Source organism: Pseudomonas sp. LH21 (genome assembly GCF_036549575.1).
Lineage (GTDB): Bacteria > Pseudomonadota > Gammaproteobacteria > Pseudomonadales > Pseudomonadaceae > Aquipseudomonas > Aquipseudomonas peradeniyensis.
In genome coordinates, this window is sequence record NZ_CP144367.1 from 1,256,633 (window position 1) to 1,269,628 (window position 12,996).

The 12,996-nt window shown below is 64.5% G+C and carries 14 protein-coding genes; 9 read left to right on the forward strand and 5 right to left on the reverse strand.

The genetic code is table 11. The annotated features are described in order from the left end of the window. Positions 1-204 precede the first annotated feature (204 nt). From VUG52_RS05900 to VUG52_RS05915, 4 genes are all read right to left on the reverse strand, one after another. Positions 205-498 (reverse strand): type II toxin-antitoxin system Phd/YefM family antitoxin, encoded by a 294-nt coding sequence (locus VUG52_RS05900; RefSeq protein ID WP_262952886.1) that lies wholly within the window; start codon positions 496-498, stop codon positions 205-207. 140 nt (positions 499-638) lie between these two features. Then, a complete protein-coding gene (locus tag VUG52_RS05905) occupies positions 639-1,427 on the reverse strand; it encodes an OmpA family protein (RefSeq protein WP_262952884.1) in 789 nt (262 codons plus the stop codon). Positions 1,428-1,476: 49 nt separating this feature from the next. Beyond that, positions 1,477-1,890, reverse strand: coding sequence for a DUF4398 domain-containing protein (locus VUG52_RS05910; protein WP_028691568.1), 414 nt, complete (start codon positions 1,888-1,890; stop codon positions 1,477-1,479). 255 nt (positions 1,891-2,145) lie between these two features. Beyond that, positions 2,146-2,490, reverse strand: a complete 345-nt coding sequence (locus VUG52_RS05915; RefSeq protein ID WP_050704382.1) for a hypothetical protein — start codon at positions 2,488-2,490, stop codon at positions 2,146-2,148. A gap of 144 nt (positions 2,491-2,634) precedes the next feature. On the opposite strand from VUG52_RS05915, the gene ppc reads away from it, so the two are divergent. The 7 genes from ppc (at position 2,635) to VUG52_RS05950 (ending at position 9,782) form a co-directional block, all read left to right on the forward strand. Then, the gene (ppc, locus tag VUG52_RS05920; RefSeq protein ID WP_331832553.1) at positions 2,635-5,262 is read left to right on the forward strand and encodes a phosphoenolpyruvate carboxylase; all 2,628 of its coding nucleotides are present in this window, start codon (positions 2,635-2,637) and stop codon (positions 5,260-5,262) included. 258 nt (positions 5,263-5,520) lie between these two features. Further along, positions 5,521-6,171, forward strand: coding sequence for an adenylate kinase (gene adk, locus VUG52_RS05925; RefSeq protein ID WP_028691565.1), 651 nt, complete (start codon positions 5,521-5,523; stop codon positions 6,169-6,171). Positions 6,172-6,262: 91 nt separating this feature from the next. Next, positions 6,263-6,937, forward strand: a complete 675-nt coding sequence (gene tsaB / locus VUG52_RS05930; RefSeq protein WP_331832554.1) for a tRNA (adenosine(37)-N6)-threonylcarbamoyltransferase complex dimerization subunit type 1 TsaB — start codon at positions 6,263-6,265, stop codon at positions 6,935-6,937. Between the two features lie 132 nt (positions 6,938-7,069). Next, positions 7,070-7,360, forward strand: a complete 291-nt coding sequence (locus VUG52_RS05935) for a hypothetical protein (RefSeq protein ID WP_050704385.1) — start codon at positions 7,070-7,072, stop codon at positions 7,358-7,360. 3 nt (positions 7,361-7,363) lie between these two features. After that, positions 7,364-8,233, forward strand: coding sequence for a DUF72 domain-containing protein (locus VUG52_RS05940; protein ID WP_050704386.1), 870 nt, complete (start codon positions 7,364-7,366; stop codon positions 8,231-8,233). A 22-nt stretch (positions 8,234-8,255) separates the two neighbouring features. Then, the gene (locus VUG52_RS05945; protein WP_050704387.1) at positions 8,256-9,086 is read left to right on the forward strand and encodes an isocitrate lyase/PEP mutase family protein; all 831 of its coding nucleotides are present in this window, start codon (positions 8,256-8,258) and stop codon (positions 9,084-9,086) included. Between the two features lie 6 nt (positions 9,087-9,092). Then, positions 9,093-9,782, forward strand: coding sequence for an extensin-like domain-containing protein (locus VUG52_RS05950; protein WP_050704388.1), 690 nt, complete (start codon positions 9,093-9,095; stop codon positions 9,780-9,782). A gap of 2 nt (positions 9,783-9,784) precedes the next feature. Here VUG52_RS05950 and VUG52_RS05955 read toward each other — a convergent pair whose 3' ends face one another. Beyond that, positions 9,785-10,405 (reverse strand): hypothetical protein, encoded by a 621-nt coding sequence (locus tag VUG52_RS05955; protein ID WP_050704389.1) that lies wholly within the window; start codon positions 10,403-10,405, stop codon positions 9,785-9,787. A gap of 96 nt (positions 10,406-10,501) precedes the next feature. Here VUG52_RS05955 and VUG52_RS05960 point away from each other — a divergent pair, with 96 nt between their 5' ends. Next, positions 10,502-11,284: a class I SAM-dependent methyltransferase gene (locus tag VUG52_RS05960; RefSeq protein WP_331832555.1), complete on the forward strand. Its 783-nt coding sequence runs from the start codon at positions 10,502-10,504 to the stop codon at positions 11,282-11,284. A gap of 217 nt (positions 11,285-11,501) precedes the next feature. Then, entirely contained in the window at positions 11,502-12,803 is a 1,302-nt protein-coding gene (locus tag VUG52_RS05965) for an IS4 family transposase (protein ID WP_050707627.1), read from the forward strand. Positions 12,804-12,996: the final 193 nt, after the last annotated feature.

Genomic DNA, 12,996 nt, shown 5'->3' on the forward strand with positions numbered 1-12,996 from the left:
CAGCGCCTATGGAGCAATACGTAACCCATTGATTTAGCTTGACCCTGTGGGAGCGGGTTTACCCGCGAAGAATCCAGCGCGGTGTATGGCACCGGCTCCGCCGGTGTTCGCGGGTAAACCCGCTCCCACAGAGATAACAGTTCCCTGCGCGATAGCGCAGCCCCAAAGGGCTGGGCGATCTCTTGTGAATCTCAAGACCTCGAACTAAGCCTTGTCGTCCGATTTTAGGCTGTCGCGCTCTGCGTCGGCGATGAGCTCATCGATATCCACCTTCACGGTAGGCCCGCCAAGTCGCTGGTGTACCAGCTCGGCCAGTTGGATATCGTCAATCAGATCCATCATCGCCTCGTAGCGCTCTGGTGGTACTGCGTAGAAGGCGGGCTCGTTCCGATTGAGGATCACCACGGTTTCACCGTGCCCTTGGCGAATGGTGCCCATTGGGTCTTTCTTAAGGTCGGTGATGGATGCTGCCAGATCGGCGAGGACAGGGTAGGTCATAGTTGTATCAACCCATTTGTCGAGAAGGACGGTTGCCTCAGTTTAGTGCTTTTAAAGGTGTCTTCAAAGGTGCTTTTGACGGAAGGTCAAGCATGAAAAAACCCGCCATCAGGCGGGTTTTTTCATTCAGACAGCAGCCCTCATTGGACTTGGCTCACCGCCCGCGGTGCCACCGGCTGGTTGTCGTTGGAGATGGTCACCTCCACCCGACGGTTCTGCGCGCGGCCCGAGTTGCTGCTGTTGTCGGCCACCGGGTACTCCTTGCCGTACCCCTGGGCGACGATGCGTGCTGGATCGACGCCGGCACGCACCAGTGCCATGCGCACGGCGGCGGCGCGACGCTCGGACAGGGTCTGGTTGTAGTTGGCCGAACCAACGCTGTCGGTGTAGCCCTCGACGATCACCTTGCGCTCAGGGTTCTCCTGGAGGAATTGGGCCAGCTTGGTGACGTTGGGGTAGGCGCTGCTCTTGAGTACGGCCTTGTTGAAGTCGAACAGCACGTCACCGAAGGTCACGAGCGTGCCCCGATCGGTCTGCTTGGCGTTCAGGCTGTCCTGCAGCTTCTTGATCTGCGCGTCGCGGGCGTCCAGCTTGGCCTGGGCGCGCTGGGCGGCAGCGTTCTTCAGTTCGGCCTCGGCGCTACGCAGGGCGATGGTCTGCTTGGCCACTTCGACGCGCTGGTTGGTCAGGTAGGCGAGTTGGTCGACCTTCTTCGAGTCCTCGCGATCCATGTAGGCCTTGTCGGCCTTGTTCAGCCAGTCCTGGGCGTCCTTGGTCTCGAGCGCGGCCACCTTGCTCGACTGCGGGTCGCTCTGCAGGGCGGAGAAGTTGGTGCGGGCCGACTCCAGGTTGGCGTTCGGGTCGTGGGAGCAGGCGGCGAGGCCTACGCTCAGGGCCAGCAGGGCGGGAATCATGACGTAGTTGCGCATAGTGTTCATCCTTTGATCGTTAACGAAGGCTCATGAGGCTGGGCAGGGCTCATTCGGCGCTGCGCAGGCCTTCCTCGCGTACGTCGTTGATGCCTTGGCGGGCATCCTGCACGGCCTTCTGGGCCTTGGCCGCCTGGGCCTTGCGCTCGGCGACGCGGGCGTCCCACTCGGCCTGTTCGGCCAGCAGCTTGGCCTGGTCGTACTGCTTGTCGTGCATGGCGATCTCGGCCTTCTTGAACTTGTCCTGGGCAGCCTTCATCTCCACCGCGGCGAATTCGGTGCCACCGGCACTGACCGCCGAGTTGACCGCCGACTGGGTCACGGCGTATTGCTCGGTCGGCGGCTTGCCCGCGCAGCCGGCCAGCACCAGGCTGCTGCCCAGGGCCAGCGCGGCCAGCTTGAGCCCGCGCAGGTGAGTGGAGGAAGGTTGTGCGATGCGGGTCTTCATGGTGGTCAACTCCATTGGGTCACTCCTGTTAAACGACGATGCCACGTAGTGGCTATCGCTGTTCCCCTGTGGCCAGCGTCGGGCACAAAGGCCCGTGTTTACAGGGTTTTGCCGTGATGGCTATTGGCTGTGACCGAGGCGTTTTTTGAATAGTTCAGAAAAATTTGCACGCTAAAGGTATTTTTTTCTGACTAATCAGTCAGCGGAATTTCCGTGGAACTTCCGCTGTGGATGACGGTATGCCGGGTCTTGCCCGGCACCCGGAAAGGCTCAGTGCGACTGCTCTTCCCGCACCCGGCCAAGGGCCTGCAGGTGGCGTCGGGAGAGGGCCAGGAAGCGCGGCGTGGGGCCGATGTCCTCGTACAGCGGGTCGCCTTCCTCGTCGGTGGCGATCACCTGCTGGCCCTTGATGTAGGGGAAGCTGGCCTCAAGCTCTTCGAGCGCCGCCGCCACCAGTTCGCCCAGCAATTCCTCGGGGCTGCGCTTGGGGTACATGTCGATCAGCGCGGCCAGGCGCGCTTCGGCTTCCATGTCCAGGTGCAAGACATGGCCGGTGGGGCTCAGGCGGCCGGCGGCGTTCTGTTCCCAGTGCTGGGCGAGTTGGCGAATTTTCATGATGACCTCTGTCAAAGCCTGGTAATGGCATTGCTTCGGATGTCCTGTGTTCACTTTAGTCGCTCTGGCCGCTTCCGGCTTGCCAGGCGCGGGCGCGAGTGGGCACTCTTGGGCGCATGCGGTTTCCTGGAGTGGAGAAGGCTGATGAGTGATATCGATCTGCGCTTGCGCGAGGATGTGCACCTTTTGGGAGAACTGCTGGGCGAGACCATCCGCCAGCAGCATGGCGAGGCGTTCCTGCAGAAGATCGAGGACATCCGCCACAGCGCCAAGGCCGATCGGCGTGGGCAGGGCGAGCGACTGAGCTCGACCCTGGGCGACCTGGCCGAGGAGGACCTGCTGCCAGTGGCGCGGGCGTTCAACCAGTTTCTCAACCTGGCCAACATCGCCGAGCAGTACCAGCTGATCCGGCGCCGCGATGCCGACCAGCCCGAGCCGTTCGAGGCGCGGGTGCTGCCGGAACTGCTGGCGCGGCTGAAGGCGGCGGGCCACGGCAGCGATGAGCTGGCCCGGCAACTGGCCAGGCTGAACATCGAGCTGGTGCTTACCGCTCATCCCACCGAGGTGGCCCGCCGTACCCTGATCCAGAAGTACGACGCCATTGCCGCGCAACTGGCCGCGCAGGACCACCGCGACCTCGTTCCCGGCGAGCGCCAGCAGGTACGCGAGCGCTTGCGCCGCCTGATCGCCGAAGCCTGGCACACCGAGGAGATCCGTCGCACCCGGCCGACCCCGGTGGATGAAGCCAAGTGGGGCTTCGCGGTCATCGAGCACTCGTTGTGGCAGGCGATCCCCAACCACCTGCGCAAGGTCGACGCGGCCTTGTTCGAGGCCACCGGGCTGCGCCTGCCGCTGGAGTCGGCGCCGGTGCGCTTCGCCTCCTGGATGGGCGGTGACCGCGACGGCAACCCCAACGTGACGGCGGCGGTCACCCGCGAAGTCCTGCTGCTGGCGCGCTGGATGGCCGCCGACCTGTTCCTGCGCGATATCGACGGACTGGCCGCCGAACTGTCCATGCAGCAGGCCAGCGCCGCGCTGAAAGACAAGGTCGGCGACAGCGCCGAGCCTTATCGCGCCCTGCTCAAGCAGCTGCGCGACCGCCTGCGCGCCACCCGCGCCTGGGCCCATGCCTCGCTGACGAGCACGCAGCCGGCCAGCGCCGCGGTGCTGGTGGACAATCGCGAGCTGATCGCGCCGCTGGAGCTGGCCTACCAGTCGCTGCATGAATGCGGCATGGGGGTGATCGCTGACGGCCCGTTGCTTGACTGCCTGCGCCGCGCGGTGACCTTCGGCCTGTTCCTGGTCCGCCTGGACGTGCGCCAGGATGCCGCCCGCCACCGCGACGCGCTGTCGGAAATCACCGATTACCTCGGCCTCGGTCGCTATGCCGAGTGGGACGAGGAGCGACGCATCACGTTCCTTCAGGCTGAGCTGAAAAACCGTCGCCCGCTGTTGCCGGCGCACTTCCAGCCCCAGGCCGAGACCGCCGAGGTGCTCGCCACCTGCCGCGAGATCGCCGCCGCGCCTGCGGCGTCGCTGGGGTCGTACGTGATCTCCATGGCCGGCGCGGCCTCCGATGTGCTGGCGGTGCAGTTGCTGCTCAAGGAGGCCGGGCTGACCCGGTCGATGCGCGTGGTGCCGCTGTTCGAGACCCTGGCCGACCTGGACAACGCGGGCCCGGTGATGGAACGCCTGCTTGGTTTGCCGGGCTACCGTGCCGGCTTGCAAGGGCCGCAGGAGGTAATGATCGGCTATTCCGACTCGGCCAAGGACGCCGGCACCACCGCGGCGGCCTGGGCCCAGTACCGCGCCCAGGAGAACCTGGTGCGCATCTGCCGCGAACACCAGGTCGAGCTGTTGCTGTTCCATGGCCGCGGCGGCACGGTCGGGCGCGGCGGCGGCCCGGCCCACGCGGCGATCCTGTCGCAACCGCCGGGCTCGGTGGGCGGGCGTTTCCGCACCACCGAGCAGGGCGAGATGATCCGTTTCAAGTTCGGCTTGCCGGGCATTGCCGAGCAGAACCTCAACCTCTACCTGGCCGCCGTGCTGGAGGCGACCCTGTTGCCGCCGCCACCGCCGGAGCCGGCCTGGCGCGCGTTGATGGACCAGCTGGCCGCCGATGGCGTCAAGGCCTACCGCGGCGTGGTACGCGAGAATCCGGACTTCGTCGAATACTTCCGTCAGTCCACCCCCGAGCAGGAGCTCGGTCGCCTGCCGCTGGGCAGCCGCCCGGCCAAGCGCCGCGCCGGGGGTATCGAGAGCCTGCGGGCGATTCCGTGGATCTTCGGCTGGACCCAGACGCGGCTGATGCTGCCGGCCTGGCTGGGCTGGGAAACGGCGCTGAACAATGCCCTGGCGCGCGGGCAGGGGACGCTGCTGGCGCAGATGCGCGAGCAATGGCCGTTCTTCCGCACCCGCATCGACATGCTGGAGATGGTCCTGGCCAAGGCCGATGTGCAAATCGCCGAGGCCTACGACGAACGTCTGGTGCAACCCGAACTGCTGCCGTTGGGCGCGCACCTGCGCGACCTATTGTCGCAGTCGTGCCAGGTGGTACTGGGCCTGACCGGGCAGCCGGTGCTACTGGCGCACAGCCCGGAAACCCTGGAATTCATCCGCCTGCGCAACACCTACCTGGACCCGTTGCACCGCCTGCAGGCCGAGCTGCTGGCGCGCTCGCGCAGCCGTGAAGCCGCTCTGGACAGCCCGTTGGAGCAGGCCTTGCTGGTGACCGTGGCGGGGATCGCGGCAGGTTTGCGCAATACCGGCTGAGGTCGTTCGAGACCGGTCTCGGTGATTGGCGGGGTTGGTCTTGCGCCAACCCCCGACGGCCGGTTGCGCCGGGCGCAACCAGTGCCCCGGCCAGCGGCGGGCGGCCCGTTCCTGGCACTTTTGGACGCTTGTCGGGGGGGCGGGCGCTGTGTATCTTGAGCAGCCTTTTGACCGATTTTACGGTCTCGTCCGATTTTCCGGAGTTGGCCTTGTGCGCCGAATCCGTTGATTTGCAAAGAAAAATATGAGGAGCACAAGATGCGCGTAATTCTGCTGGGAGCTCCCGGGGCCGGTAAAGGTACTCAGGCAAAGTTCATCACCGAGAAGTTCGGTATTCCGCAGATCTCCACCGGTGACATGCTGCGTGCCGCCGTCAAGGCCGGCACCCCGCTGGGCCTGGAGCTGAAAAAGGTCATGGATGCCGGCCAGCTGGTCTCCGACGAGCTGATCATCAGCCTGGTCAAGGAGCGCATCGCTCAACCGGACTGCGCCAACGGCTGCCTGTTCGACGGCTTCCCGCGCACCATCCCGCAAGCTGAAGCCATGGTCGCCGCCGGTGTCGACATCGACGCGGTGGTCGAGATCGCCGTGGACGACGAAGAAATCGTCGGCCGCATGGCTGGTCGCCGCGTGCACCTGGCCTCGGGCCGCACCTACCACATCCAGTACAACCCGCCGAAGGTGGAAGGCAAGGACGACGTCACCGGCGAAGACCTGATCCAGCGCGACGACGACAAGGAAGAAACCGTGCGTCACCGCCTGTCGGTCTACCACAGCCAGACCAAGCCGCTGGTGGACTTCTACCAGAAGCTGTCGGCCGCCAACGCCGGCAAGCCAAAGTACAGCCACATCGAAGGCGTCGGCTCGGTCGAGTCGATCACCGCCAAGGTGCTGGCAGCCCTGAGCTGATCCATCACCGTGCGTCACGACGGCCCGCTTGCGGGCCGTTGTCGTTTATACTGCCGCTCTTTTTCCCCCTGTCGCCTGGATACCTCGTTCGATGACCACCTTGCTGGCCCTGGATACCGCCACCGAAGCCTGTTCCGTCGCGCTGCTGCACGACGGCAAGGTGACCAGCCACTACGAGGTGGCCCCACGCCTGCACGCGCAGAAGCTGCTGCCGATGATCAAGCAGCTGCTGGCCGACTCGGGCGTGGCGCTGAACGCGCTGGACGCCATCGCCTTCGGTCGTGGCCCGGGCGCCTTCACCGGCGTGCGTATCGCCATCGGCGTGGTCCAGGGGCTGGCCTTTGCCCTCGAGCGTCCGGTGCTGCCGGTCTCCAACCTGGCGGCCCTGGCCCAGGGCGCGCTGCGTGAGCGGGGCGTGCAGCAGGTGGCTGCAGCCATCGATGCGCGCATGGACGAGGTGTATTGGGGCTGCTACCGCGCCGAGCAGGGGGAGATGCGCCTGATCGGCCAGGAAATGGTCCTGCCACCCGAGCGGGTTGCGCTGCCGCTAGACCTGGATGGCGAGTGGTTCGGCGCCGGCACCGGTTGGGGCTATGCCGAGCGACTGGCCGTGCAGGTCGCGGCCAGCGATGCCGTTGCCTTGCCCAACGCCCTGGACATCCTCACCCTGGCCGGCTTCGCCTGGGCGCGGGGCGAGGCGGTCGCCGCCGAGCAGGCGCAACCGGTGTACCTGCGCGACAATGTGGCTACGCCCAAGGCGCGTTGAATGCAGTTCGTCGGCTATCGCCGTTCACGATAAAACCTTTTGCGCGTTCTGTGGTCCAGTTATCAGTTCGGGCATTAGCGAAGGATTCCTGATGCTGCTAAATTGCCATCATTGATCCTGAGTGCCCCTGTCATGCGTATCGACGGCTTCTCCTCACAGAGCTACCCCATCAAGCGTGCGCCTCGCAAGGCGCCGGCGCGTGGCGAAGTCATCGACGAAGCCGATGCCGAGATCATCGAGGACATCGACGCGCAGGTCAGTCGTGCCAGCCGTCGCGGCGAGAACCTGCCGGCCCGTCAGCAGGACCTGATCTATCCCCGCGCCCGCGACCGGCGTACCTCCACGGCGCTGGCCAGCTACCTGACCACTGCCGGCTTCACCGACTGGGAGATGGAAGTGCTGGGGCTGGACCTGTACATTTGATGGATGACGCCATCACCCCTCCCTTATTTCCTCGGTTGCCCGTCCTGGGCTGAGAACGCCTGGCGCGAGTACCTGTACCCCGCCGACGCCCGCACCAGTGAGTTCCTCGGGCTGTACAGCCAGGTATTCAACGCCGTCGAAGGCAATACCACCTTCTATGCCCGTCCCGCGCCAGCGACGGTCGAGCGTTGGGCGCAGATCATGCCGGCGGGGTTTCGCTTCACCGCCAAGTTTCCCGGTGATGTCAGCCACGCGGGCGATCTGCGCGAGCAGCTCGACTCGGCGCTGGACTTCACCCGGCTGATGGCCCCCTTGGGCGAGCGCGTGTCGCCTTACTGGCTACAGTTGCCGGCGATGTTCGGCCCGGCGCGCCTGGGTGAGCTTGCGCACTTTCTCGACGAGATCGGCGTGCCGGTGGCGGTGGAGGTGCGCAATGACGCGTTCTTTGCCCGTGGCGAGGAGGAGCGCCAGCTCAACCGCCTGTTGCATGAACGCGGCGTCGAGCGTATCTGCCTGGATCCGCGTGCGCTGTTCAGCTGCGCTTCGCGCGAGCCCGCCGTGCTCCATGCCCAGGCCAAGAAGCCCAAGGTGCCGCCGCGCCCGGCAGCCTTTACCCAACATCCGCAGGTGCGCTTCATCGGCCATCCCGAGCTCGAGGCCAACGAACGCTTCCTCACGCCCTGGGTGGACAAGGTCGCCGCCTGGATCGAGGAGGGGCGCCGCCCGTACGTCTTCCTGCATACCTCGGACAACCGTCTGGCCGCGGCACTGGCCCAGCGTTTTCACCAGCGCCTGATGGCCCAGCTGCCAGGCTTGGCGGCGCTGCCTGAATTGCCGCGTGCCCCTGAGGTCGAACAACTGGGGCTACTGTGATCTGACTGTCGGAGGTTGAACCATGGATGTGCAAACCCTGCGAGCCGAAGCCTTCAAGGCCCTGCATGAGCGTGATGGCGCGTTCGTCATTCCCAACCCGTGGGATGCCGGCTCCGCACGGATGCTGGCCAGCCTGGGCTTCGAGGCGCTGGCCACCACCAGTGCCGGGTTGGCGTTCAGCCTCGGGCGGCCGGATGCCGAAGGCGCGCTGACGCTCGAGGAGACCCTCGACAATGCCCGCGCCATCGTCGACGCCACGCCGTTGCCGGTGGCGGCTGATCTGGAAAATGGTTTCGGCGATTTGCCGGAAGACTGCGCGCAGACCATCCTGCGCGCTGCCGAGGTGGGGCTGGTGGGTGGCTCGATCGAGGATGCCAGCGGGCGCAACGACGCGCCGATCTACGATTTCGAACTCTCCGTGGCACGGGTGCGCGCCGCCGTCGCGGCCGCCCGCAGCCTGTCCTTCCCCTTCACCCTCTGTGCCCGCGCCGAGAACCTGCTGCACGGGCGTCTCGACCTGGACGACACCATCCGCCGGTTGCAGGCCTATGCCGAGGCCGGAGCGGACGTGCTGTACGCGCCTGGTCTGCGCAGCGTCGACGAGATCCGGGCGGTGGTGCAGGCTGTCGCACCCAGGCCTGTGAATGTGCTGATGGGCATGCCGGGGGTACCGTTGAGCGTGAATCAGCTGCAGGACCTTGGCGTGAAGCGCATCAGTGTCGGTTCCTCGCTGGCGCGGGCGGCGTTGGGCGCTTTCCAGCGGGCCGCGCTGGAGATCCGTGAGCAGGGCACCTTCAGCTATGGCGAGCAGGCTCTGCCATTTGCCCAGCTCAATGACTTGTTCCGCCGTTGAGGGCCCATGGGTAGAGCGTTGACTGCGTTGGTCAGCCTGCTGTTGGTTGTGCTGCTCGCCTGGTTGATGGGCTGGCGCCCGCCGGCTGCCTGGAGCCCCTGGGCCGCTCTGGATGTTCGGCAGCCCCCGAATTTGCTGACGCCTTACAAGCTGTCGCGTCTGCGCGACGATCCCGAGCTATGCCGCCAGGCGTTGCAGACCACCACGCTGCGTTATCGCCCGCAGAGTGACAGCCCGGCGCAGGCCGCTTGTCCGTTGCGCAACGTCTGGCGTGTGGAGGGCGGGCAGGCGCGCTTGAGCAGCAGCTTCCTCGCCAGTTGTCCGCTGGCGGTGGCCTATGCACTGTTCGAAATGCATGGATTGCAGCCGGCGGCGCAGCGGGTGTTCGGTCAGCCAGTGGTTCAGGTCGATCATCTGGGCAGTTTTGCCTGCCGCAATGTCTACCACCGCAAGCAGGGCCGGCTCAGCCAGCATGCCACGGCCAATGCGCTGGATATCAGTGGTTTTCGTCTGAAGGATGGCCAGCGCATCGTACTGGCCCAGGACTGGTCGGGAGAGGGCCCCAAGGCTGACTTCCTGCGGCAAGTGCAGGCGTCGGCCTGCGAAAGCTTCAGCACGGCGCTGGGGCCGGACTACAACGCCGCGCACCACAACCACTTTCACCTGGACATGGGCTTCTGGCAGATCTGCCGTTGAACTCAGGCGTGCACGCGCACGTTGTTCAGCACCACCGGGCGCGCCCAGTGGATATCGAACTCCAGGTCGTTCTGCTGCTTGGCCAGCGTCTGCTCGTCGAAGGGTTCGGGCGCAGGGTCGAGCAGGTTGGTCTCGAACTCGGCGATTGGCAGGAACAGCGGCCGCGGCGATGGGTCGGGGCCGGGCTCGGCGATGGGGTGACCCTGGCTCATGACCACCGGGCGCAACCAGCTGTTGCTGATATCGAGCTGGCGTTGCTGCTCGATCAGTTCGACGGTGTCGAAGGGCTCCGGAGCGGGTGGCAGCAGCTTGGCTTCCAGTTCCGCCTTGGGCAGGAACAGCGGCTCGGGCGGGGCCACCTCGGTGTCGTGAACCGGCAGGGCGCGCTGGGCGTCGATCAGGGCCAGGGCACGGGCGCCGCCGACCGGTTCGCCGCTGTCCTGGTCGCACTGCAGCAGCGCCTGGCTGAAGGTGTCGACTTCGCCTTGCGATTGCTCTGCCATGGCCTGGGCGAAGAAATCCTGCCACAGGTGGCTGACGCCACCCAGTGCCTGGGTATTCTGTCGACCGTAGTTGCCGACGGGCGACAAGTAGGTCAAGCCGATGGGAAGAGTGTCTGACATGGCAGTCGCGGACGTTGAGCTCTGGCAGAATAGCGGGATATTGCCTGTATCGGCTCTGGCCGGGGTTTCATTAATTTATTTCGAGTGCGGGAACGGATGGTAGAGCAGCAGCAAGGCGCAGGTATCAGGGTCGAGGCACTGGCCCCGCAGTTTCAGGCGCAGGCCGAGGCATGGGCCGAGCGGCTGGGCTTGCCGTTGGTCGATGATGCCGCGGAGTTCGCCGTGCAGCTGGGGGACGAGGGGCTGCAGATCCAGCAGCTCGGGCCGCAGGCGCCGGGGCCGGTGCGGGTGGATTTCGTCGAGGGGCAGGCGGCGCACCGGCGGTTGTACGGCGGTGGCAACGGGCAGATGATCGCCAAGGCCGTGGGCATCGCCCAGGGCGTGCGGCCGCAGGTGCTCGATGCTACGGCGGGGTTGGGCAAGGATGCGTTCGTACTGGCCAGCCTGGGTTGCCAGATGACCCTGATCGAGCGTCAGCCGTTGATTGCCGCGCTGCTGGAAGATGGGTTGGTGCGGGCGCGGGGGGATGAGGAGATTGCTCCGATCGTTGCGCGCATGCGCTTGCTGACCGGCAATGCCATCGAGCGGATGCGGGCTTGGGAGGGGGAGGCGCCGCAGGTGATCTACCTGGATCCGATGTTTCCGCATCGGGACAAGAGTGCCTTGGTGAAGAAGGAAATGCGGGTGTTCAGGCCTTTGGTCGGCGATGACCTGGATGCGCCGGCGTTGCTCGAGGCGGCTATGGCGCTCGCCACGCATCGGGTGGTGGTCAAGCGGCCGCGCAAGGCGCCTATTATCGAGGGGGCCAAGCCGAGTCATAGTCTGGAGGGGAAATCGAGTCGGTATGATATATATCCCAAGAAGGCTTTGAAGGCTTGACTGTTCGTTAGTTCGTTAGTTCGTTGGGTTTGGGTGGTGTTTGTTTTTGAAGTTATATGCGCATTCATTTGCGATGTCGACGCTTATTCACCTTTCCGCCCTTACGGCCATCCCTTTCAAGGTCTTCGGTAGAATCCACTGAAATCCAGTCAGGAAGACCCGAACGATGTGGGCTGATGTACTAGCGCGATTCGAGAAAAAAGCACCCGCCAGCGTAATGGCCAAACTTGCCTTGGAGCAGGCCATTGCGCCGGAGTGGGTCGATCAGGTTTTCGAGGAGCACCGGCAACGGCAGTATTCTCGCGAATTGCTGTTCTCGACCATCGTCAAGCTGATGTCGCTTGTTTCTCTGGGCTTGAAGCCATCCTTACATGCTGCCGCGAGACAACTAGACGACCTTCCCGTCAGTCTGGCGGCCCTTTACGACAAGATCAGTCGAACCGAACCTGCCCTGTTGCGTGCTCTGGTGACAGGCTGTGCGCAGCGCTTGGCGCCGACAATCCATGAGTTGGGCTATTCAGCCATGCTTCCTGATTGGCAAGTTCGGATAGTCGATGGAAGCCACCTGGCCTCCACCGAAAAGCGTCTTGGTGCGTTGCGCCAAGAGCGTGGGGCGGCTCGCCCCGGGTTCTCGGTAGTGGTCTACGATCCCGATCTGGATCAGGTGATCGACCTCCAACCGTGTGAAGACGCCTACGCAAGTGAGCGCGTCTGTGTCTTGCCGTTACTGGCTCAAGCAAAGGCCAATCAGGTCTGGGTCGCTGATCGCCTCTACTGCACGCTGCCTGTCATGGAGGCGTGCGAACAGGTGAGCACATCATTTGTCATTCGCCAGCAAGCCAAACATCCCCGCTTGATCCAAGAAGGTGAGTGGCAAGCACCGATGCCGGTAGCAACAGGCACAGTGCGCGAGCAATCCATCGAAGTAAAAGGCGGGCACTGCTGGCGACGTGTCGAGTTGACACTTCATTCGCCAAACGACTCAGGTGATAACAGCTTGATGTTCTGGAGCAATCTGCCCGAGAGCATCAGTGCACAACAAATCGCAGACTTCTATCGCCGTCGCTGGAGCATCGAAGGGATGTTTCAGCGACTGGAAGCGATTCTGGAAAGTGAAATTGAAACCCTTGGCAGCCCGCGAGCTGCCTTGCTTGGCTTCACCACTGCCGTTCTGGCATACAACGTTCTGGCCTTGCTCAAACGTAGTGTTGAGCAGGCCCATCGGGATGCCTTGCCCGATAATTGGGAAGCCTCGATCTATCACTTGGCGGTGCAGATCAGAGGGGGTTACGAAGGCATGCAGATTGCCCTGCCATCCGAGTACATGCCAGTTGTACCGATAGACAAACTGGCCCAGCGCCTGCTGGAGCTAGCCAGAAACATCCAGCCCAAACAGGTCGTGAAAAGTCCACGAGGCCCCAAGGTGCCCAAAGCGAAGGCCTGGGTGCAAGGTACGGCTGTGCATGCCCACGTTTCGACGGATCGGGTCATCAAGGCCGCTAAAACCAAAAGACCTTGAAAGGGATGGCCCTTACGGCGGGTTACTTTGGTCTTGGCCAAAGTAACCAAAGCCGCCTCGCTCCATTCATCCGGCCCTCCGCTTCGCTCCGGGTTCCCTCACTCCGGCCTTGCTCCCGGGAGGACCGCGCTGTAGGGCCCATCCTGGGCCCCAGCGCTTGACGGGCATCCATGCCCGTCACCTCCCTCCGCAA